General features: G+C 48.6%; 22 protein-coding genes. 12 read left to right on the top strand and 10 right to left on the bottom strand.

Annotation, left to right across the window (positions count from 1 at the left end; translation table 11 throughout):
- The first annotated feature begins 31 nt into the window (after nt 1-31).
- Nucleotides 32-1132 (top strand): alpha/beta hydrolase, encoded by a 1101-nt coding sequence (locus H7848_RS00545; protein WP_208347162.1) that lies wholly within the window; start codon nt 32-34, stop codon nt 1130-1132.
- Between the two features lies 1 nt (nt 1133).
- On the opposite strand, the gene H7848_RS00540 is transcribed toward H7848_RS00545, so the two are convergent.
- Both H7848_RS00540 and H7848_RS00535 read right to left on the bottom strand, forming a co-directional pair.
- Nucleotides 1134-1604: a Smr/MutS family protein gene (locus H7848_RS00540; protein ID WP_208347161.1), complete on the bottom strand. Its 471-nt coding sequence runs from the start codon at nt 1602-1604 to the stop codon at nt 1134-1136.
- A 90-nt stretch (nt 1605-1694) separates the two neighbouring features.
- Nucleotides 1695-2357, bottom strand: a complete 663-nt coding sequence (locus H7848_RS00535; RefSeq protein ID WP_208347159.1) for a Tim44/TimA family putative adaptor protein — start codon at nt 2355-2357, stop codon at nt 1695-1697.
- Between the two features lie 102 nt (nt 2358-2459).
- On the opposite strand from H7848_RS00535, the gene H7848_RS00530 reads away from it, so the two are divergent.
- Nucleotides 2460-2939 (top strand): FxsA family protein, encoded by a 480-nt coding sequence (locus H7848_RS00530; RefSeq protein ID WP_208347157.1) that lies wholly within the window; start codon nt 2460-2462, stop codon nt 2937-2939.
- A 55-nt stretch (nt 2940-2994) separates the two neighbouring features.
- Entirely contained in the window at nt 2995-3489 is a 495-nt protein-coding gene (gene secB, locus H7848_RS00525) for a protein-export chaperone SecB (RefSeq protein ID WP_208347155.1), read from the top strand.
- On the opposite strand, the gene dnaQ is transcribed toward secB, so the two are convergent.
- The 4 genes from dnaQ to H7848_RS00505 are packed head-to-tail and all read right to left on the bottom strand — an operon-like array spanning nt 3486 to nt 6187.
- Nucleotides 3486-4175: a DNA polymerase III subunit epsilon gene (gene dnaQ, locus H7848_RS00520; RefSeq protein WP_208347153.1), complete on the bottom strand. Its 690-nt coding sequence runs from the start codon at nt 4173-4175 to the stop codon at nt 3486-3488. The two genes, secB and dnaQ, sit on opposite strands and share 4 nt — an antisense overlap.
- Complete coding sequence (coaE, locus tag H7848_RS00515) at nt 4168-4761, bottom strand: dephospho-CoA kinase (protein WP_208347151.1); 594 nt, start codon at nt 4759-4761, stop codon at nt 4168-4170. Before coaE ends, dnaQ begins: the two co-directional genes overlap by 8 nt.
- Nucleotides 4758-5591, bottom strand: a complete 834-nt coding sequence (locus H7848_RS00510; protein ID WP_208347149.1) for a shikimate dehydrogenase — start codon at nt 5589-5591, stop codon at nt 4758-4760. Before H7848_RS00510 ends, coaE begins: the two co-directional genes overlap by 4 nt.
- Nucleotides 5588-6187: a Maf family protein gene (locus H7848_RS00505; RefSeq protein WP_208347148.1), complete on the bottom strand. Its 600-nt coding sequence runs from the start codon at nt 6185-6187 to the stop codon at nt 5588-5590. Before H7848_RS00505 ends, H7848_RS00510 begins: the two co-directional genes overlap by 4 nt.
- 406 nt (nt 6188-6593) lie before the next feature.
- On the opposite strand from H7848_RS00505, the gene hemJ reads away from it, so the two are divergent.
- From hemJ to H7848_RS00470, 7 genes are all read left to right on the top strand, one after another.
- Nucleotides 6594-7046, top strand: coding sequence for a protoporphyrinogen oxidase HemJ (gene hemJ, locus H7848_RS00500; protein ID WP_208347146.1), 453 nt, complete (start codon nt 6594-6596; stop codon nt 7044-7046).
- A gap of 108 nt (nt 7047-7154) precedes the next feature.
- Nucleotides 7155-8429 carry a transcription termination factor Rho gene (gene rho, locus H7848_RS00495; protein ID WP_208347145.1) on the top strand — a complete coding sequence of 425 codons (1275 nt, stop codon included), beginning with the start codon at nt 7155-7157 and terminating at the stop codon, nt 8427-8429.
- Nucleotides 8430-8461: 32 nt separating this feature from the next.
- Nucleotides 8462-9754 (top strand): tRNA uridine-5-carboxymethylaminomethyl(34) synthesis GTPase MnmE, encoded by a 1293-nt coding sequence (gene mnmE / locus H7848_RS00490; RefSeq protein ID WP_208347144.1) that lies wholly within the window; start codon nt 8462-8464, stop codon nt 9752-9754.
- A 3-nt stretch (nt 9755-9757) separates the two neighbouring features.
- On the top strand, nt 9758-11629 hold the full coding sequence (gene mnmG / locus H7848_RS00485; RefSeq protein WP_208347143.1) for a tRNA uridine-5-carboxymethylaminomethyl(34) synthesis enzyme MnmG: 1872 nt from the start codon (nt 9758-9760) through the stop codon (nt 11627-11629).
- Complete coding sequence (gene rsmG / locus H7848_RS00480; RefSeq protein ID WP_237072479.1) at nt 11622-12236, top strand: 16S rRNA (guanine(527)-N(7))-methyltransferase RsmG; 615 nt, start codon at nt 11622-11624, stop codon at nt 12234-12236. Before mnmG ends, rsmG begins: the two co-directional genes overlap by 8 nt.
- Complete coding sequence (locus H7848_RS00475) at nt 12229-13047, top strand: ParA family protein (RefSeq protein ID WP_336512044.1); 819 nt, start codon at nt 12229-12231, stop codon at nt 13045-13047. The genes rsmG and H7848_RS00475 overlap by 8 nt, the downstream gene beginning before the upstream one ends.
- Before the next feature lie 3 nt (nt 13048-13050).
- Nucleotides 13051-13941 carry a ParB/RepB/Spo0J family partition protein gene (locus H7848_RS00470; RefSeq protein ID WP_208347140.1) on the top strand — a complete coding sequence of 297 codons (891 nt, stop codon included), beginning with the start codon at nt 13051-13053 and terminating at the stop codon, nt 13939-13941.
- Here the strand turns inward: H7848_RS00470 and hemW are convergent.
- The 3 genes from hemW to rph are packed head-to-tail and all read right to left on the bottom strand — an operon-like array spanning nt 13912 to nt 16411.
- Nucleotides 13912-15108 carry a radical SAM family heme chaperone HemW gene (hemW, locus tag H7848_RS00465; protein ID WP_208347139.1) on the bottom strand — a complete coding sequence of 399 codons (1197 nt, stop codon included), beginning with the start codon at nt 15106-15108 and terminating at the stop codon, nt 13912-13914. The genes H7848_RS00470 and hemW overlap by 30 nt on opposite strands.
- Nucleotides 15092-15700: an RdgB/HAM1 family non-canonical purine NTP pyrophosphatase gene (rdgB, locus tag H7848_RS00460; RefSeq protein ID WP_208347137.1), complete on the bottom strand. Its 609-nt coding sequence runs from the start codon at nt 15698-15700 to the stop codon at nt 15092-15094. The genes hemW and rdgB overlap by 17 nt, the downstream gene beginning before the upstream one ends.
- The gene (gene rph / locus H7848_RS00455) at nt 15701-16411 is read right to left on the bottom strand and encodes a ribonuclease PH (RefSeq protein WP_208347135.1); all 711 of its coding nucleotides are present in this window, start codon (nt 16409-16411) and stop codon (nt 15701-15703) included. It lies immediately after the preceding gene.
- Nucleotides 16412-16516: 105 nt separating this feature from the next.
- On the opposite strand from rph, the gene hrcA reads away from it, so the two are divergent.
- The gene (gene hrcA, locus H7848_RS00450; RefSeq protein WP_208347134.1) at nt 16517-17581 is read left to right on the top strand and encodes a heat-inducible transcriptional repressor HrcA; all 1065 of its coding nucleotides are present in this window, start codon (nt 16517-16519) and stop codon (nt 17579-17581) included.
- A gap of 9 nt (nt 17582-17590) precedes the next feature.
- Entirely contained in the window at nt 17591-18154 is a 564-nt protein-coding gene (locus H7848_RS00445) for a nucleotide exchange factor GrpE (RefSeq protein ID WP_208347133.1), read from the top strand.
- 87 nt (nt 18155-18241) lie between these two features.
- On the opposite strand, the gene mutS is transcribed toward H7848_RS00445, so the two are convergent.
- The gene (gene mutS, locus H7848_RS00440; RefSeq protein WP_208347439.1) at nt 18242-20866 is read right to left on the bottom strand and encodes a DNA mismatch repair protein MutS; all 2625 of its coding nucleotides are present in this window, start codon (nt 20864-20866) and stop codon (nt 18242-18244) included.
- Between the last annotated feature and the right edge of the window lie 96 nt (nt 20867-20962).

Here is a 20962-nt window from a genome sequence, read left to right as displayed (position 1 = left end):
ACCGAATTTAAGGCACGACAGGACAGGCAGTATGAGATTTCTTCTGATTGCTGTGATTATCGTTCTGGGTGGATGCGCGCCAAGATCTACAGCTGTTATTGTTGCCAATGCTGCCGATACAGGTCAAGCAAGCCCGATTTTTGTCATGTCAACACGTCAGCCAGACCCCGATATCTTTTTCAACACCGACAGGTCAGACGAACCACGATATGGAAAATATACCGTTGTCGTGCCACCGGAACGCCCCGCCGGCCAAATCAGCTATCCGACGGGCACGCCGGATACCAACACACAGTTTGTTTTGTCTGGTGTCGACCAATATCAAGATAGATCAACCTTTCGACAGGCATTGTCCGCAGAACTAAGATTGATGCCACGTGGAAAAAGGGAAGCCACCATATATATCCATGGCTTCAACAATACTTTCGCAGACGGTATATTTCGGATCGCACAGCTGAAAAATGACCTAGGGATTCCCGGTGTTGCGCTCAGCTTCAGCTGGGCCAGCGCGGCGTCCCCTTTGGGCTATGCCTATGACAGCGACAGTGTACTGGCTGCGCGCGATGCTTTGGAAGAGATGATTTATGAGGTCAAACGCGCAGGCGCGGATGAGGTTTTTATCATCGCACATTCGATGGGATCATTGCTGACAATGGAGGCGTTGCGGCAGATTGCAATTGCCGAAAAGGAACGACCGCATGAAATGATATCGGGTGTTGTGCTGATTTCACCAGATATCGATGTCGACGTCTTCCTGTCGCAAGTCCGTCGTATCGGGACTTTGCCAGAAACATTTGTCATCTTCGTTTCAGCCCGCGATCGTGCTCTGAGATTATCCGCGCGTTTGACCGGGCAGACTTCGCGTCTGGGGAATCTGGATGATATTGAAAAAATTGCCGATGTTGATGTGACGCTGATTGATGTTTCAGCGTTTTCAGATGGCGATGGGTTGAACCATTTTGTCGTTGGCAACTCACCGACTGTGCTTGCGGTTCTGTCACAGGTGACGCAAATCGACGATGCGTTCAGCCGTGATGACTCAGTCCGGTCCGGATTGCTGCCCGGCACGATTCTAACCGTGCAAAATGCGACAGAAGTGATCCTGTCCCCCACGCAATCGATAGGTCGCTGACTTATCTGCGACGTTTCAGATAAACGTAGTAAGCACCGGATCCGCCGTGGCGCTGGTGCGCTTCACTGACTTGCAGCACCATGTTGGAAAAGGGCGGCAGGGCCAACCACTGTGGCACCTGTTGTTTTAACAATCCGCGCGGCCGCGCCAGAAAATCATCCTGATCTTTCGAAAGCCCCTTTCCCGTAATCACCAATAAAAGACGTTTGTCTTGGGAAAAAGCCGTCGTCACAAAACTGGTCAGTGCCCCATGCGCACGCGCCAACGTCATGCCGTGAAGATCAATGCGGGCATCTGGTTTGATGACACCGCGCTTCATGCGTTTGAACGATTTGGCGTCCATCTTCGGTGTATCCTGAACCGGGAACGAGATACTGTTGTTTTCCGTAACCGGTACAGGTTTCGCAGTGGTGTTTTTCAGGCTGGCTTCTTTTGAAACAGGTTTGCGAACTGTAGCCATCTGACCAGACATTGGTTTGATGTCTTCGATCACCTTATTCCAGAGCGAAAGGTCATCTTTCGTGACCGCCTTTTTCGACTTACGGACCACGACCGTAGGGTATTATTCACCTGTTGCTGTCAACAACCAGTTCGGATCACCAGAATTCATGACACGTGTGAAGGTCCAGATGTCTTTTTGGCGTTTGATCTCTGTTTCACTGCCTTCAATGACATCACCACCGCGATCACGAACAATCGATGTCAATTCGCCCACAAAGCGAACCATCATCTCAGCTTCGGTGGTCGTGTTGTCAAAAGTGGCGTCCATCACCGATATCTCACGGATGCCAACAAAATTCGCGTCAATCGTGATACCCTGTTTTTCACGGGCCTCGACAACTTCGGCGAATGTTTCATAGACATCATCTGACAGGAAAGGTTTGATCGACGCCAGGTCACCTTTTTCGAACGCCATCAATATCATTTCATATGCACCGCGCGCACCCGACAAAAAGCCGCCGACTGTGAAATCAGAGTCGACTGTTTTCATTTTTGCCAATGCTTCCGCTTGTGGCGATCCTTCCGGCACGTGATCAATGATATCGTGATCCGGGCCACCTTCGATCACTTCAAAATCTGGCTTATTGCGGGCCGCTGTATCGCGCTGAACAGGAACAGACGGCTTTTCAAAGCCTTCTCGACTGCCCAAAACAGCTTTTAGTCGCAAAATCAGAAAGATTGCGATTCCTGCCAATACTAAGAGCTGGATAACTGAGCTGTTCATTTAAGCCTCTTTTTGGGTGAAGCATGGTAACATGGTTGCAGGGGACATATGTAAGTCACCGGATCAGTCAAGTCCACCGCTGCATACCCAAGGATCTAACGAATGCGCCTATTATTGCTATTTATTTTCATTCCACTCATCGAAATCGCACTTTTTATACAGATCGGCGGTTTGATTGGCCTGTGGCCAACACTGATTATCGTCGTTCTGACCGCTTTGTTGGGCAGCTGGCTAGTCAAATCCCAGGGATTGGCCGTCATCGGGCGGATACAGAGATCATTTTCTGAAATGAAAGACCCAAGTCGACCGCTGGCAGATGGCGCGATGATCCTGTTTTCGGGTGCTCTGCTTTTGACGCCGGGATTCTTTACGGACGCGGTGGGGTTTGCGTTGTTTGTCCCGTCAGTTCGGACGGCCGTTTTTAACTATGTCAGACAGCGTGTTTCGATCAGATTTCAACGGGCCGGTGATTTTGACGGACCGCGTACCGATCAGCGCAATGATACCATCGAGGGCGAGTTTAATGAAGTTGACCCCGATAAAAAGCCGACACATCTACCATCGGATTGGACAAGGCATTGAGACTGCGCAGCCAAGCTGTTAGAGACTGCCGCAACGCAATCTTTGGAGTTTGATGATGTCCGAAAACGGCAATGGCGCCGCTGCCGAGCAGCCCCAAAAGCAATTGAAAATGCAGGTTTTGGCACAATATGTGCGCGATCTTTCCTTTGAAAACATTCTTTCGCAGAAAGGTGTCAGCGGGGACGTTCAGCCGGACGTGCAGGTGCAGGTGAAGCTTGACGCAAAAAAGCGCAATGTCGAAAACCAGTATGAAGTCGTGACAAAGCTGAACATCTCGTCAAAGTCGAAAGAAACGCAGGACACTCTGTTTTTGCTTGAGCTTGAGTATGCGGGTGTTTTCAATATCGAAAATGTGCCCGAAGATCAGCTGCATCCGTTCCTTCTGATCGAATGTCCGCGGATGTTGTTCCCGTTTCTAAGACGGATCGTCAGTGATGTGACGCGCGATGGTGGCTTCCCGCCATTGAACCTCGAAAATATCGATTTCCTTCAGCTTTATCGTGCTGAATTAGCCCGACGTGCTGAACAACCGGTCGAAAATCCGAATTAACTGTATTTCTTCCATAATGCGCCATCACCGAGTTTCTTCACAAACTCGGTATGTGCTGATTTTTCTTGATCATTAAGTCTGGACTTCAAAGGCATGGCGCGCGGCGCAGGTTTCCAATCGCCTTGGTGGTTTTGACCCTTATTTGCCGTTGCGACAGACAACGCGAAATCGGGTTGCCGGCCACCGATCAGCTCAAGATAAACCTCGGCCAGAATTTCAGAGTCAAGCAAAGCGCCATGCAAGGTACGTGCCGAATTATCAATATTGAACCGGCGACACAAAGCATCTAGTGATGCGGGTGAACCGGGAAATTTCCCACGCGCAATCGCAAGGGTATCAATTGCCTGGTTCATAGGTAAAGGCGGTTTTTTCACCCAACCCAATTCCGCATTGATGAATTTCATATCGAAGCTGGCGTTGTGAATAACCAACTTTGCGTCACCGATAAATTCAAGAAAATCATCCACGATATCTGCGAAAACCGGTTTATCTTTCAGAAATTCATCACCCAGCCCATGCACTTCAAAAGCGCTTTGCGGCATGCTGCGTTCGGGGTTTATGTATTGATGATAGGTGCGGGTCGTTGGCATGTGATTGAACAGTTCAACCGCACCAATTTCGACAATACGGTCGCCTTGATCGGGTTCGAAACCCGTTGTTTCTGTGTCCAGCACGATTTCACGCATGATCGACCAGCCCCTTTATTTCTTCGACGATCGCCTTGACCTGTTGTCGTGTGTCATCAAAGTTTAATGTCTCAATCACATAATCCGAAATGGCGCATTTTTTTTCGTTCGGCATCTGATTTTTAAGGATCATATCAAGTTGATCTTCTGTCATCGCGCCGCGGGCTAAAAGCCGTTCTTTCTGGATATCGGGCGGTACGGTGACACAGATGACAGTATCCATCGTTTCGTTAGCACCAGTTTCGAACAAAAGCGGAATGTCGAATAGTACGATATCTGCAGGTATCTTTTCTACGAAGGCTGCGCGATCATCCGCCACCAACGGATGAACGATCTGTTCAATCGTTTGCAAGGCCTCTGGTTTGTTCTGAATGATTTTTTTCAAGATACTTCGGTCGATTTTGCCATCCAGATGCGCTTCGGGAAAAATCTGTGACAAAGGGCCGACGGCAGCGCCACCCGTATCATAAAGTCTATGAACCGCTGCATCAGCATCCCAAACCGGTACGCCCAATTCCTGAAACATCGCCGCGGTCGTCGATTTGCCCATGCCGATAGAGCCGGTCAGGCCGATCAAATGGGTCATTTCAAAACAACCTCACGCAGCATCTGGTCGACGGCTGGTCTGTGTCCAAACCATTTTTCAAATCCAGGAACAGCCTGATGCAGCAACATCCCAAGACCGTCGATAACGGTATTCCCCTTGGCTTCCGCTTGTCTCAAAAGACTTGTTTTTAAAGGATTGTAGACGATATCAGTGACCAGCGCCCAAGGCCTTAGACCCACAAGATCAATATCAAGATCCATCTGACCTTTCATACCTAACGACGTTGTGTTCACCACAAGATCAGAAACTGGGACAAAGGCTGAAATTTGATCCCAGTCGATCACCTCAATCCCTGCACCCAGATCCTCTTTCAAATGTTCAGCCCGAATCCGGGTTCTGTTCACAACAAAAACTTTTTCGGCACCGTTTTCGAGTAATGCAAAGACAACTGCCCTGGCTGCACCCCCTGCACCCAAAACCAGCGCCGTTTGTCCTTTGGCCGACCAATCGGGTACAGATTGGTGGATGTTTTCGATAAATCCATAGGCATCCGTATTATCAGCTTCGATCTGACCATCTGCAAGAAACTTCAGTGTGTTGGCAGCACCGATCTTCTGGGCACTGTCAGTGATGATCTGACAATATTCCAGAACTTTTTCCTTATGCGGGATTGTGACGTTCACACCGCGAAAGCCCATCCTAGGCAATATCTTGATCACATCAGCCAAGTCGTCTGAGTGAACTTCCAAAGGAATATAATGCCCGGCTATTCTGTTTATCTTCAGCCAGTGATTATGCAGGATAGGTGATTTGCTATGTGCAATGGGGCAACCAACCACGCCAGCCAAGGGGATGTTCTGATCAATCATGATCTTATGATACCCCGTGCGTCCAGAAAAGAAATCAGCTCAAGCAGGGGCAGCCCAAGTATCGTAAAGTGATCGCCCTGTATTCTTGAAAAAAGTCGGGGGCCTTCTTCCTCAATCTTATATCCGCCGACGCTTTCGCCGACACCGGGCCAATTTCGGTCGACATAATCGCTAACGAACTGATGACTAAGCGGCCGCATGAAAAGCGTGGTCGTATTCGCCTGGCGCCATATTGGCTGATTTTCATGATAAATGACCGCGGCTGAGATCAGCTTGTGGGACTGACCCTGCAGTTGGGTCATCTGTTCGACCAGTTCTGATTTATCAGATGCTTTGGAAAAGATCGTTCCCTGAAAATCCAGGACCTGATCGCATCCAATTACAAAATCGTCAGGGTATTTTTCGCAGCCGCGCATGGCCTTCATCTCGGCCAATGTGTCTGCGATATCACGACTAGTCGCTTTTTCGGCCAACAAGGATGCTTTGATCGTCTCTTCATCGACCGATACTGAAACGGTTTTAAATGGAATACCGCAATCTTTCAGCAATTTTTGCCGAACAGAGGATTTCGAGGCAAGAATGATTTTATTGGCCATGCGGATAGTTCTGGGGAAAACGGGCTGGAAAATAAAGCAATAAAAAAGTGGGAAACAAAGCTGTTTTTTCCAGCCGGGTATAGTTTGGAATAACAGCACCGTTTAGACGAAAATTATACCCTCTGAACTTTGATAAATTCGTTCTGTGGATAGATTAAGAAGTCCATGTTTCGCAGACATTTGTCCCAGATATTATCCACAAGCTATATGTCATTAACTATTTGATTTTTATATGTTTAATTTAAACGGCGCCTTATACTTTAGGTTGTATCCCCACTTATCCCAAGACTGGAAAAACGATGTAGCAATCAATAATCCACAGTAATCTCGCAGCCTAAAACAACATCATCTTTTATCTTATATCTATTTTATTTAAGTAAGGTACAGTGACCCAAGGTGATCGAACATGTTTGAAATACTTGCTATTGGTTATCCTTGGATAAAGGCGCTTCACATTATTTCAGTGATTGCCTGGATGGCTGGTCTTTTCTATATGCCAAGATTGTTTGTTTATCACGTTGAAGAAGCTGAGACGAAACCTGATCTTCAACCGATCTTTGAAAAGATGGAGTTGAAGTTGTTAAGGGTGATCATGAACCCTGCGATGATTGCGACATGGGTTTTTGGTGTTTTGCTGGCTTTGGTACCAGGCGTTGTGGATTGGTCGTCGATTTGGCCTTATACCAAAACAGGCGCGATTATCGGAATGACCTGGTTTCACCACTGGCTTGGCCTGCGCCGTAAGGATTTTCTGTCGAAGTCGAACACCCTGACCGGCCGAAATTATCGTTTGATGAATGAAGTTCCCACGGTTTTACTGATAATAATTGTTATTTCGGTTGTTGTTCGACCGTTTTGATTGACTCACCCGGCTTAATCCACATATATGCCCGCATCTGCCTGTTCTGGCAGAAGTCTCTCTTACAGCAGCGTTTGATTATTCAGCTGAAATCTCAGGATACCCCCTATGAGCCAAGACCGTCTTAATCTTGCCGATTTGAAAGCTAAAAGTCCCAAAGATCTTTTAGCGATGGCTGAAGAACTTGAGATCGAAAATGCATCCACCATGCGCAAGGGTGACATGATGTTTTCGATCCTCAAGGAACGTGCCGAAGAAGGATGGGAGATTTCGGGCGATGGCGTATTGGAAGTGTTGCAGGACGGTTTTGGATTTTTAAGATCGCCAGAAGCAAACTATTTGCCGGGCCCTGATGATATCTATGTTTCGCCGGATATGATCCGACAGTTTGCTTTGCGTACGGGTGATACGATTGAGGGTGTCATTCGTGCCCCGAATGATAATGAACGCTATTTCGGGATGACGAAGGTTGAAAAGATCAACTTCGAAGAACCGGAGCGCGCACGGCATAAGGTTGCCTTTGATAACCTGACCCCGCTTTATCCGGATGAACGCCTGAAGATGGAGGTTGAAGATGATCCGACGATCAAGGATCGATCAGCCCGGATCATCGATCTGGTGGCGCCGATCGGTAAAGGTCAGCGGTCGCTTATCGTTGCACCACCCAGAACTGGTAAAACAGTTCTGTTGCAGAATATTGCGAATTCGATCGAAAAGAACCATCCAGAATGCTATCTGATCGTTCTTTTGATTGATGAGCGACCAGAAGAAGTGACCGACATGCAAAGATCGGTCAAAGGTGAAGTTATTTCATCAACTTTTGATGAACCTGCGACGCGGCATGTGGCCGTATCAGAAATGGTGATCGAGAAAGCAAAGCGACTGGTAGAACATAAGCGCGATGTCGTTATTCTTTTGGATTCGATCACACGGCTTGGTCGGGCGTTTAACACTGTCGTTCCATCGTCGGGTAAGGTGCTGACTGGTGGTGTGGATGCCAATGCGCTTCAACGTCCCAAGCGGTTTTTTGGGGCGGCCCGAAATATCGAAGAAGGTGGCTCTTTGACTATCATCGCGACAGCTTTGATCGACACTGGTTCCAGAATGGACGAAGTGATCTTTGAGGAGTTCAAAGGTACGGGTAACTCAGAAATTGTTCTGGATCGTAAGGTTGCCGATAAGCGTGTCTTCCCTGCGATGGATATTCTGAAATCCGGTACACGGAAAGAAGATCTGCTTGTCGATAAGCTGGATCTACAGAAAACCTATGTCTTGCGGCGCATTCTGAACCCGATGGGTACGACAGATGCGATTGAATTCCTGTTGTCGAAGTTGAAACAGACCAAGACAAATTCGGAATTCTTCGACTCGATGAACACTTGATATAGCTTTGCCCTTGGATTGCGGGGCCTGATATGGATACAATCTTTGCCCTTGCCACTGTCAGAGGTAAAGCTGGCGTTTCGATTATCAGGATTTCCGGTGCTGATGCCTTTACCGGTGTCAGGTGCCTGTTAAAGACTGATTTGCCACAGCCAAGACAATCTGCTTTGCGAAAGCTGTATGGTGAAGATGGTGAGCTGATCGACCAAGCTTTGCTTTTGGCCTTTGACAAAGATCATAGCTTTACAGGTGAACAGACGGTTGAATTGCACATACATGGCAGTCCAGCTGTGCAAACTATGTTACTAAATCATCTGTCAACCTTGAACGGGTTTCGTATCGCTGATCCAGGCGAATTTACACGTCGTGCTTTGGAAAACGGACGGTTGGATTTATCGCGCGTAGAGGGGTTGGCTGATCTTATCAATGCTGAAACAGAGGCGCAACGCAAACAAGCCATGCGTCTGTTTTCCGGTGAGCTGGCAGAGAAGTCTGTCTTATGGAGAACAAAACTGATCCGCGCTGCAGCGTTAATGCAGGCGACGATAGATTTTGCAGACGAAGAAGTACCAGAAGACGTCAGTTCAGAGGTTCTAGGTTTGCTAAGGGATGTGATTTCAGACTTGGATCATCAGGTTAAAGGCTACGCCGCATCTGAGCGTATCCGCAGTGGTTTTGAGGTTGCAATTGTGGGCCGCCCGAATGTTGGTAAGTCAACCTTGTTGAATGCCTTGGCGCGGCGTGACGCGGCGATTACATCGCATATACCAGGGACGACGCGGGACATTGTCGAGGTTCAGATGGATCTGAATGGCCTGCCGGTGACGGTGATTGATACCGCGGGCCTTCGTGAGACGGCGGATGAAATCGAAACCATTGGTATAGATCGGGCTAAAAGGCGTGCAAGTGATGCCGATCTTCGTGTGTTTTTGATCGATCCAGAAGATGAAATTCAAGAAGTCACTCAACATGCAGATGATATCGTTGTTATTGGCAAAGGTGATCTGCGACCAATTGATGGCTTATCCGTTTCAGGGAAAACTGGTGCTGGCCTAAATCAACTGATTGATTTGATCGTTAAGGCATTGGAAGGACGTACGCAGGGTGCCGGATTGGCTGTTCGTGAAAGACACCGCGTCGCGGTTGAAGATACGATTGCCAAGTTAGATTCAGCGGTCTTGTTAATTCAGAAGGGCGAGCAATATACTGACCTATCAGCGGAAGAACTAAGGTCAGCGATTCACTCAATTAGTTCTATAATTGGTATAGTTGATGTCGAAGACATACTAGATGAAGTGTTTTCGTCTTTCTGTCTTGGTAAATGAAGGATGTTTCACGTGAAACAATATGATGTCGTTGTTATAGGTGGCGGTCATGCCGGTTGCGAGGCAGCATATGCGTCAGCGCGCCTTGGTGCAGAAACGCTTCTGATTACAATGAAGATGTCCGATCTAGGTGTTATGTCGTGTAATCCGGCAATTGGTGGCCTTGGAAAAGGACATCTTGTTCGTGAGATAGATGCCATGGATGGTATAATGGGTAAGGTTGCCGATGCGGCCGGTATTCAATTCAGGCTTCTTAATCGAAGAAAAGGTCCCGCTGTGCAGGGACCTCGTGCCCAAGCAGATCGCGCACTCTATCAGGCTGCGATGCAAAAACATATACTGGGCTCTGATCATCTTGATGTAATTGAAGGCGAAGTCATCGACTTTCAGGTTGATAAACAGAAGGTCACAGGTGTTATGCTGCGTGATGGCAGCAAGATTGCGGCTAGAAATACAGTTCTAACAACCGGTACCTTTCTAAGAGGCATTATCCATATTGGCGATGTATCTTATTCTGGTGGTCGTATGGGGGATGAAGCTTCAACTAAACTATGTGAACGTATAGACAGCTTTGACCTGCCAAAGGGTCGTTTAAAGACCGGGACGCCGCCGCGTTTGGATTCGAGAACTATAAACTGGTCTGAATTAGAAATGCAGCCGGGTGACGAAACGCCTACGCTTTTTTCCTTTATGTCGATAAAGCCCGCTGCAAAACAAATCAGCTGCGGTATCACGCATACAAATGAAAAAACACATCAGATTATAAGGCAAAATCTTGATAAGTCGGCCATGTATGGCGGACATATTGAAGGTATAGGTCCGCGTTATTGCCCATCAATAGAAGATAAGATAGTGCGTTTCGCCGATAAACAGTCACATCAGATTTTTCTAGAGCCTGAAGGGCTGAACAATCACATGATTTATCCTAATGGAATATCTACTTCACTGCCTGTGGATATTCAGGAAGCATATGTAAGGTCAATTAAAGGTCTAGAAAACGTTAGTATTATACAGCCAGGCTATGCGATAGAATATGACTACATCGATCCGCGGGCGTTAAATGGTCAACTTCGGCTAAAAGACTTTGAAAATCTCTATTTTGCTGGCCAGATCAACGGTACAACCGGCTATGAAGAGGCTGCAGCACAGGGACTTGTTGCTGGTTTGAATGCGGCACTTTCGGCAAAGGGTCAGGGGCCAATAACATTCATGAGGTCGGATTCATACATAGGTGTTATGATAGACGACCTTATAACACGCGGTGTAACAGAGCCGTATCGAATGTTTACATCCCGCGCAGAGTTCAGATTGTCACTGCGGGCTGATAATGCCGACCAAAGACTTACTCCTCTAGCGTTTAAATTAGGATGCGTTTCAAGTAAACGTCGGAAGTTGTTCGATAAGAAAATGGATCAGATTAATCGGTGTGTGGATGTACTAGTATCGTCGTATTTTACGCCAAAAGAGATATCAGATCATGGCTATAAGATAAATCAGGATGGTGCGCGACGCAGCGCGTTTGATCTATTGTCATTTCCCGATATGGATTTTGATTTTATAAGCGGACTTATCCCGTCAATTGATAGATACCCGTCTGATATTCAGCAGCAAGTTAAGAAGGATGCCTTATACGCAAACTATATTGAGCGTCAGAAACGCGATATTGAAGCGCTTCAGCGAGATGAAGCAATAAAAATACCGCCAAGTTTGGACTATGGCTCGATAGAAGGCCTGTCGGCTGAGTTGAAGCTGAAACTACAAAAGACGCGCCCCGAGACCATTGCACAAGCATCTAAAATCGATGGAATGACACCAGCTGCGCTAACTTTGCTTTTGGCGATTATTCGTAAATATGAGAAACGTAAAATTGCATAAGCTTCAGGATGGCATCAATGTTTCACGTGAAACATTTGAAAAGCTGAAAGACTTCGAAGCTCTTATCCTAAAGTGGAACAAGAAAATAAATCTTATATCAAGAAGTAGCCAATCAGATCTATGGATACGCCACATAGTGGATTCGGCACAACTTTTCGATGCTTTTCCTAAGTTAGTTACAAAATATGCTGATTTGGGAAGTGGTGGTGGCTTTCCTGGTATTATTCTATCTATCTTGCTGTCGGAAAAAATGCCTAATGCGGATACTATTTTGGTTGAATCAGATAAACGCAAAGCTGAATTCCTCAGAAGTGCTTCAAGAACTTTAGGTTTGAAAGCCACAGTTATGACTGATCGGATCGAAATGATTGCGCCTCTTGCAGTCGACCTCATAACGGCCAGAGCGCTTGCATCTTTGGATGATCTTTTGGGCTATGCTGAAATGCATCTAACCACGGGTGGTATAGCGGTTTTCCCAAAAGGTGAAAAAGCCGGGCAGGAAATTGCTGTTGCACGACAGAACTGGGACTTTGAATTACAAGAAAAGATCAGTAAGACCGATCCAAATGCAGTCATCCTCAAGGTTGGAGCAATACAGCGTGTCTGATTCTAACTCGAATACTACACCCAAGATTATCGCTGTGGCGAACCAAAAGGGGGGTGTGGGAAAAACAACGACGGCTGTTAACCTAAGTGCCGCTCTTGCAGAGGAAGGCTATAACGTTTTGTTGGTGGATCTTGATCCACAGGGCAATGCTTCGACTGGACTTGGCATCGAAAGAAGCAGCAGGACTGCGACGTCCTACGATATGCTGATCGACGAAGTCGCACTAGACCAGGTCATTCAGCCTACAGAGGTTGACGGGCTTTTCATAGTGCCGGCCACAACCGATCTTAGCTCTGCTGATATTGAGTTGATTTCAAATGAAAAACGCAGTTTTTTGCTACATGATGCCTTACGTCAGCCTCAAATTGAAAAATTTGCACTGGATTTCATCTTTATTGATTGCCCACCGTCTTTGAACCTATTGACTGTAAACGCCATGGTTGCAGCTCATTCTGTTTTGGTGCCACTGCAAAGTGAGTTTTATGCCTTGGAGGGTGTATCCCAACTTATGCTGACGATACGGGAAGTGCGCCAGACGGCAAATTCGAACTTAAGGATCGAAGGCGTCGTATTAACCATGTACGATGGTCGGAACAATCTGGCACAGCAGGTTGAAGCCGATGCACGCGATAATCTGGGTGAGCTTGTTTTTCAGACCATAATTCCCAGAAACGTTCGGATCAGTGAGGCACCGTCTTATTCCATGTCGGTTCTCGAATATGATACGACATCTCGCGGCAGCAAAGCATATCGCGATCTTGCCAAAGAGCTAATGAACAGACAGCCAGAATTGGCAAATGTCGGAGAATAAATAATGAGTTCGAACAAAGGCAAAAATCGGGGTCTGGGTCGCGGTCTTTCTGCATTGATGTCTGACATAGTGCCCGACGATGCTGCTGAAACCGGCAAGTCAAAAGTGGCTGATACCGTTATTCCAATAGAAAATATTGCAGCTAATCCGGATCAGCCTCGGCGTACTTTTGATCAATCTGATCTGGATGATCTGGCGGCGTCAATCAAACACCGTGGAATTATCCAGCCCATCATTGTGCGGTCTGCTCCGGCAGGGGCAGGAGCAAAATATCAGATCATCGCTGGGGAACGGCGTTGGCGGGCTGCCCAGATTGCACAGCTTCATGAAGTTCCAGTGATTATCCGTGAATTTTCAGATGTCGAAGTTTTGGAAATTGCGATCATCGAAAACATTCAACGGGCCGACCTGAATCCTTTGGAAGAAGCTCAGGGATATCGCCAGCTGATGGATCGTTTTGGTCATACGCAAGAACAACTGGCTGATGCGATGGGCAAAAGCCGCAGCTATATCGCTAATCTGTTGCGGTTGATGAGTCTGCCGGAAGATGTTCAGTTATTGGTGCGCGAAGGTAAACTTTCTGCTGGTCACGCCCGGGCGCTTATCACATCTGACAACCCAAGCGTTCTGGCAAAGCAGGTCGTCGCTAACCAGCTTTCCGTTCGTGAAACCGAAAAACTGGCGAAATCTGAAAGTAAGTCAACGAAACAAAAAATAGTACCACCGGCAAAAGATGCTGATACACGTGCGCTAGAGGGCGATTTAAGTGCCAATCTTGGTATGCGCGTATCGATTTCGCACAACGATGGACAAGAAAACGGCCATCTGACAATTAAGTATAAGTCATTGGAACAATTGGATGATTTATGTCGTAAGCTGGCTGTTATCGAATAGTTCAAGTGACGGCATCAACGTTTCGATAACAGAATTCAAAACCAGGCGCCCCCGATCAGTTGTGCAAAGTCTATCTTGGTCAATATTGATCAGATTTTCAGAACGAAGAAAGTCGATTTGATGGCTATCCAGCTTTTGCCCGGTCATTTTATTATACCGATTGATGCTTATACCTTCGGTCAGGCGCAAGCTCATCATTAGATATTCAGCAGCTTGATCAGCCAATGAAAGCACTGTCCGGCTTTCCATTTGACCGCCTTCAACCTGGCTTAACCACTGAAATGGTGACTTGAATGTTTCTGTCGCAAACCGGTTTCCATTCAATGTTAATCTACCATGCGCACCCGGACCGATGCCAATGTAATCACCATACTTCCAGTAAATCAGGTTATGCCGACTTTCGGCATCGGACTTGGCATGGTTCGAAACCTCATAGGCATGAAGACCTGCTTTATCACAAATTTCTTGTGTTATTTCAAATAGATGAACCGATAAATCTTCGTCTGGCAATCCTCTGAGTCTGCCAATCTTATAACGGTCACCAAATGCCGTGCCATCTTCAATCGTCAGTTGATAAAGTGAAAGATGGTCAGCAGCCAAATCGATCGCCCATGTCAGTTCCGATGACCAGCTAGCGGCCGATTGATCCTGTCGGCCATACATCAGATCAAAACTAACCCGTTCAAAACTTTTCTTAGCGATTTCAATGGCTTTTATAGCTTCATCTTTACTATGAAGTCGTCCGAGCCGTTTTAGATCATTATTGTTCAATGCCTGAACGCCAACTGATACACGATTAACACCTGCATCACGATAGGCCGCAAATCGGGCGGCTTCGACAGAACTGGGGTTGGCTTCTAGCGTGATCTCAAAATCATTCGATGTCGGCCAGGATTGCCGCACCTTTTCGATGATAGCCCCGACAACATCAGGGTCCATCAAACTTGGCGTACCACCGCCAAAGAACATCGTATTCAGAATACGTCCAGGTGTTTCTTCGGCGAACCTGTCAATTTCCTGGATATAGGCGGCTTTCCAACGGGCCTGATCTATCTGACAAACGACGTGCGAGTTGAAATCGCAATAGGGGCATTTTGCCTGGCAAAACGGCCAGTGAATATAAAGGCCGAAGCCCCCATTGCGCCAGTCTTCAGCTAAGGCATCCATCGATCATCTTCTTGAATGCGTCGGCCCGATGGCTCATGGCGTGTTTCTTTGATGGATCCATTTCGCCGAATGTTTCAGTTTCGCCATCAGGCAGGAAAACCGGATCAAATCCAAATCCAAGCTCACCGCGCATGGGCCAGACTACCTGGCCATCGACCCGGCCTTCGAAAATCTCATCATGTCCGTCCGGCCAAGCCAGACATAATGTGCAGTTGAATGCAGCTGTTCTGGGTGCGACAGCATTCTTTTCTTCAAGAAATTCCCAGACCTTTTTCATCGCCATGGGAAAATCGCGACCATTTGGCGTTTCAGCCCAGTCAGCCGTATAAACGCCCGGTGCGCCATCTAATGCATCAACTGTTATGCCGCTATCATCTGACAAAGCAGGTAGCCCGCTGTTTTTAGCTGCAAAATGTGCCTTGATCCGGGCATTTCCTGAAAATGTATCCTCGGTTTCCGCAGGTTCGTCTAAACCAAGCGCTTTCGCGGAGGTTACTTCAATGCCGAAGGGGACAAGCAGCCCTGATATTTCGCGCAACTTACCGTCATTATGCGAAGCGATGACAATTTTCTTTTCAGTCAGTTTTCGCATTTACGATACCGCTGACTTTTGTGCCTCGACCAGTTCAGCGACACCCTTTTCAGTCAGTGACATCAGTTGATCCATTTCCGACCGCGAAAAGGTCGACCCCTCTGCCGACATCTGAACCTCAACCAATCGCTGCCCGCCGGTCATCACGAAATTACCATCAACGCCAGCCTCGCTGTCTTCCGGGTAATCAAGATCAAGAATAGGCTGCCCGGCATAAATACCGCAACTGACCGCCGCAACATGATCTATAATGGGGTCAGTGATAACATCACCCGCTTTCATCAGGGCGTTCACAGCCAAACGAAGCGCGATCCAACCACCGGTAATAGACGCACAGCGTGTTCCGCCATCGGCCTGGATCACATCGCAATCGACGGTGATCTGACGTTCACCAAGTGCCACGCGATCAATGCCCGCGCGCAAGCTGCGCCCGATCAACCTTTGAATTTCCTGTGTGCGACCAGATTGACCGCCTTTGGCTTCACGTCTCATCCGACTGTGGGTTGCCCGTGGCAGCATTCCGTATTCCGCGGTGACCCAACCCAATCCCGAATTCTTCAGAAAAGGGGGCACACGATCATCTATCGAGGCTGTGCAAAGTACATGCGTTTCGCCGCATTTGATCAAACAAGACCCCTCGGCATAACGGGTAACACCGGTTTCAATTGAAATCGGTCGCATTTGGTCCAATTCACGTGAAGAAGGGCGCATGAAAGAATTCCTTTTGTTGCAAGGTCGAAATAGTCATTCTGTTGGTGTAAGCGCAACCTGTTTCCTGTACTTGCCCTTTTGAAGGTTTGAACACAAATATCCAATATGTCGAATTCGCTGCCATCCTTTGACGAATTGAATGCCAGATCACGTGAAGTTTTTCAGCGTGTGGTCGAAGGCTATCTGGAAAGCGGCGGGCCAGTTGGATCACGCACGTTGACACGGACCATGTCGGAAAAGGTCAGCGCGGCGACCATTCGTAATGTGATGCAGGATCTGGAATATATGGGATTGTTGAACAGCCCGCATATTTCAGCGGGCAGGGTGCCGACCGATCTTGGTCTAAGGCTTTTTGTCGACGGCTTGCTTGAGGTCGGCGATCTTGATGATACTGATCGCGACAAGATCAATCAGACTCTTGGCTCAAATGATCAAGACGTTTCCGGGATGATGGATCGCATCGGCGAGGCACTGTCTGGTGTCACTCAGGGTGCCAGTCTGGTTTTGACGCCCAAGCGTGAAGCGCCGATCAAGCATATTGAATTTGTTTCACTTAGTCATGACAGGGCGTTGGTGGTCCTGGTGTTTGCGGATGGCCATGTCGAAAACCGCGTTTTCACACCACCTGTTGGACAGACACCGTCGTCCATGCGTGAAGCCGCCAATTTTCTGAATGCCTTGGTCGAGGGTAAATCGCTTGGCGAAATCCGCCACGTCATAGAAAAAGAAATCGCCACACGCCGCCAGGAAATCGATTCACTTGCGCAGGATCTGGTCGAAAGCGGTATGGCGCTTTGGGAAAACGAAGGTCAGACAAACGCCCGTCTGATCGTTCGGGGTCGTGCGAATCTTTTGGATCAGGAAGCTGCGCCAGAGGACCTTGATCGCATCAAAAACCTGTTCGACGATCTGGAGCGCAAACGTGACATCGCTGAATTTCTTGAACTGACCGAAGAAGGCGAAGGTGTGCGCATTTTTATAGGGTCCGAGAACAAACTATTTTCACTTTCGGGTTCCTCTTTGGTTGTATCTCCCTATATGAACGCGGATCGAAAGATAATTGGCGCAGTTGGTGTGATTGGGCCGACTCGGCTGAATTATGGGCGGATCGTGCCCATCGTCGGTTATACGGCGCAGCTGATCGGTAAACTGATCTCGGACCGCGGTTAGAGGTGAAGAATGGCAGAGCCGAAAAACGACGACGAATTTCTGGATGATATCGAAGCTGCAGAAGCTGAACTGGAAGCTGAAGAGATATTGGAGTTTTCAGAAGAAGAGCTTGAGCTGGACGCGCTTCGTACCGAACGTGATGATTTCCGCGATAAGTTCATGCGTGCCTTGGCTGATGCGGAAAACATGCGTAAGCGTGGTGAACGCGACCGCCGCGAAGCAGAACTTTACGGCGGATCTAAACTGGCCCGCGACATGCTACCTGTCTATGACAGTCTGAAACGCGCGTTAGAGGCCGCGACGGATGAACAACGTGAAGTGTCTGCGGCGTTGATTGAAGGTGTCGAGCTGACGATGCGTGAACTGCTGAACATCTTCAAAAAACATAATATCGAACTGATCGCACCACAGGTGGGTGATAAATTCGATCCGCAAGCACATCAGGCGATGTTCGAAGCGCCTGTACCAGACACCGTGGCGGGTGATATCATTCAGGTCATGGCCGAAGGCTTTATGTTGAAAGACCGTTTGTTGCGGCCTGCTCAGGTTGGTGTTTCGTCAACACCCGGATAAATGCTAAAAGCCCTCATGTAGAATTGGGTCTTTATCTGACACTGCCCCAATTTTTCAAATTGGATTGTCCAGCAGTGACGAGGTTGGCTATTTGGAAAGATCTTTCAGCTTGTACAATGCTTCAAGCGCCTGAAGCGGGGTCATTTCATCTGGTTTAATATCGGCCAGATGCGTTTCGATCTTGGATGATTCATTTTTTTGTTGCGCTATTGGGGCCATAGGGGCAGCGCTGAACAAGGGCAGATCGTCGATCAATGCTTTGGGTTTCGCGCCACCTTCACGCTCGCCTTGTTCCAAAGCTTCCAAAACTACACGCGCCCGTGCGACAACGCTGTCGGGCAAACCGGCCAGCCGTGCGACCTGCACACCATAGGACCGATCTGCGGCGCCTTTTCTGACCTCATGCAGAAAGATAACATCGCCATCCCATTCCTTAACCGCGACCGTGGCGTTCTGTACGCCCGCCAGTTTATCAGCCAGCGCTGTCATTTCGTGATAATGCGTCGCAAACAATGCGCGACACTGATTGACATCATGCAGATGCTCAAGCGTGGCCCAGGCGATGGACAGCCCGTCATAAGTTGCCGTGCCCCGACCAATTTCATCAAGGATCACCAAAGCCCGATCATCCGCCTGATTCAGAATGGCCGCCGTTTCGACCATCTCGACCATGAACGTCGACCGCCCACGGGCCAGATCATCGGATGCGCCGACACGCGAAAACAGTTGCGATATCAAACCAATCCGCGCTGATGTCGCGGGAACATATGATCCGACCTGCGCCAACAGTGCGATCAAGGCGTTCTGCCGTAAAAATGTTGACTTACCCGCCATATTCGGACCGGTCAGCAGCCAGATATCCGCACCTTCTGTGCCATCTGACAGATTGCAGTCATTCGCGACAAAGGGCCCGGCCCCCTGTTTGCGCAGCGCAAGTTCGACGACAGGGTGACGACCGCCAGCGATATCGAACACATTGCTATCTTCGACATGGGGTCTGCACCAGTTTTCACCCGCAGCCAAATCAGCGAAGGCGGCAAAAACATCAATCTGGGAAAGCGCACGTGCAGTGGTTGATATAGGTCCCGCGTGATCCAGAATCTGCGATCGTAAATGCCCAAAGATCTGCTTTTCGATTTCTAACGCACGATTGCCGGCATTCAGGATTTTTGTTTCAAGCTCGGACAATTCTACCGTTGTAAATCGTACAGCATTCGCAGTTGTCTGCCGGTGTATAAATGTCTCTGACAGCGGCGCCGACAGCATCTTTTCGGCATGTGTTGTCGTGGTTTCGATGAAATACCCAAGAACATTATTATGCTTGATCTTTAAAGAACCGACGGCGGCAAGTTCACTATACTTCGCCTGCATCGCCGCAATAACACTTCGCCCTTCATCGCGCAGAGTGCGGACCTCATCCAGTTCCTCATGATATCCGGTGGCGATGAATCCGCCGTCCCGTGTCAGCAGCTGTGGTTCGGCGATCAGTGCATTGTCCAGCAGTTCGATCAGCGGGTCATGTCCCGTCAGCGCGCCATGCAGATCGCCAAAAGCATCGGGCAAACTATCGCTATCCAATATGCCAGAAATCTGTGCCGCCTGTATCAGACCATTTCGGATTGAGGCTAGATCACGCGGCCCAGCACGATCGACACCCAGCCGCGACATGGCGCGGTCGATATCGGGTGTTTTCTTCAGCGCATCCCGAAGTGCGTCTTTCGTCCTGGCATCACCGAACAGAAACCCAACGGCGTCGTGGCGGGATCGGACCAGATTCAAATCATAGGATGGTGCATTGATCCAGATTTCCAACAACCGCCCACCGGCCGCTGTCACTGTTCGATCAATAGAATGGATCAACGATCCTTCGCGCCCCCCCGATAGGCTTTGTGTCAATTCCAGATTGCGACGTGTCGCGGGATCAATTTGAACAACGCCACCGCGGTTTTCACGAATGGGCGTTTGTAGCAAAGGCAGTTGGCCCTTTTGCGTGATATCAAGGTATTCGATCACTGCACCCAGGGCCGCAAGCTCAGCCCGGGAAAACTGACCGAAGGCGTCGGGCGATGACACCTTGAACAGATCGCACAATCGCTTTTCACCGTTTGCACTGTCGAAGCTTGCGCGGGACAGCGGCGTGGTGGCGGTTCCAATCTCGGCGGTCAATTCATCCAGCTCAGATGCCAGACTTTCTGATATCAATAGTTCGCGTGGGGCAAGCCGGGCCAGTTCTGGTGATAAGCGAACGCGCGGGCATTCGATGGCATGAAGCGTACCTGTCGAAATATCTGTCCAGGCTAATGCGCCGCTACCGCGTATCTCGGCATATGCTGTAAGGTAATTGTGCCGCCGCGCATCCAACAGGGACTCTTCGGTCAAAGTGCCCGGTGTAATCAGCCGCACGACATCACGCTTGACTACGGCCTTATAACCGCGCTTCTTCGCCTCGCTCGGATCTTCCAATTGTTCAGCGACAGCAACGCGAAACCCTTTCCGGATCAGCGTCAAAAGGTATCCTTCGGCCGCGTGGACCGGCACACCGCACATCGGTATGTCTTCGCCCGCATGCTTTCCACGTTTCGTCAGTGCAATATCAAGCGCCTGAGCAGCGGCAACGGCATCATCGAAGAACAGTTCGTAAAAGTCGCCCATGCGATAGAACAGCAAGGCATCTGCATACTGCCCCTTGATCTCAAGGTACTGTGCCATCATCGGCGTTACGGGTTTTGTCACTGCTCGGCCCTTGGGCTGTACTTTTCGGCCTGATTACTCTAACTAGAACGATCAGCAGTTAAAAGCATTTGCGTC

Source organism: Pseudaestuariivita rosea (genome assembly GCF_017592335.1).
GTDB lineage: Bacteria > Pseudomonadota > Alphaproteobacteria > Rhodobacterales > Rhodobacteraceae > Parasulfitobacter > Parasulfitobacter rosea.
The sequence above is the reverse complement of the archived record's forward strand: the minus strand, read 5'-3'. Positions and strand labels throughout refer to the sequence as shown.

Coding starts and splice junctions, on each gene's coding strand:
- H7848_RS00545 (WP_208347162.1), top strand. CDS start 32: ATGAGATTTCTTCTGATTGCTGTGATTATCGTTCTGGGTGGATGCGCG.
- hrcA (WP_208347134.1), top strand. CDS start 16,517: ATGTCGAATTCGCTGCCATCCTTTGACGAATTGAATGCCAGATCACGT.
- H7848_RS00530 (WP_208347157.1), top strand. CDS start 2,460: ATGCGCCTATTATTGCTATTTATTTTCATTCCACTCATCGAAATCGCA.
- hemW (WP_208347139.1), bottom strand. CDS start 15,108: ATGGATGCCTTAGCTGAAGACTGGCGCAATGGGGGCTTCGGCCTTTAT.
- dnaQ (WP_208347153.1), bottom strand. CDS start 4,175: ATGCGTGAAATCGTGCTGGACACAGAAACAACGGGTTTCGAACCCGAT.
- rph (WP_208347135.1), bottom strand. CDS start 16,411: ATGCGCCCTTCTTCACGTGAATTGGACCAAATGCGACCGATTTCAATT.
- H7848_RS00505 (WP_208347148.1), bottom strand. CDS start 6,187: ATGGCCAATAAAATCATTCTTGCCTCGAAATCCTCTGTTCGGCAAAAA.
- hemJ (WP_208347146.1), top strand. CDS start 6,594: ATGTTTGAAATACTTGCTATTGGTTATCCTTGGATAAAGGCGCTTCAC.
- H7848_RS00510 (WP_208347149.1), bottom strand. CDS start 5,591: ATGATTGATCAGAACATCCCCTTGGCTGGCGTGGTTGGTTGCCCCATT.
- rho (WP_208347145.1), top strand. CDS start 7,155: ATGAGCCAAGACCGTCTTAATCTTGCCGATTTGAAAGCTAAAAGTCCC.
- mnmG (WP_208347143.1), top strand. CDS start 9,758: ATGTTTCACGTGAAACAATATGATGTCGTTGTTATAGGTGGCGGTCAT.
- coaE (WP_208347151.1), bottom strand. CDS start 4,761: ATGACCCATTTGATCGGCCTGACCGGCTCTATCGGCATGGGCAAATCG.
- H7848_RS00540 (WP_208347161.1), bottom strand. CDS start 1,604: ATGTCTGGTCAGATGGCTACAGTTCGCAAACCTGTTTCAAAAGAAGCC.
- H7848_RS00445 (WP_208347133.1), top strand. CDS start 17,591: ATGGCAGAGCCGAAAAACGACGACGAATTTCTGGATGATATCGAAGCT.
- H7848_RS00470 (WP_208347140.1), top strand. CDS start 13,051: ATGAGTTCGAACAAAGGCAAAAATCGGGGTCTGGGTCGCGGTCTTTCT.
- mutS (WP_208347439.1), bottom strand. CDS start 20,866: ATGATGGCACAGTACCTTGAGATCAAGGGGCAGTATGCAGATGCCTTG.
- H7848_RS00535 (WP_208347159.1), bottom strand. CDS start 2,357: ATGAACAGCTCAGTTATCCAGCTCTTAGTATTGGCAGGAATCGCAATC.
- rdgB (WP_208347137.1), bottom strand. CDS start 15,700: ATGCGAAAACTGACTGAAAAGAAAATTGTCATCGCTTCGCATAATGAC.
- secB (WP_208347155.1), top strand. CDS start 2,995: ATGTCCGAAAACGGCAATGGCGCCGCTGCCGAGCAGCCCCAAAAGCAA.
- mnmE (WP_208347144.1), top strand. CDS start 8,462: ATGGATACAATCTTTGCCCTTGCCACTGTCAGAGGTAAAGCTGGCGTT.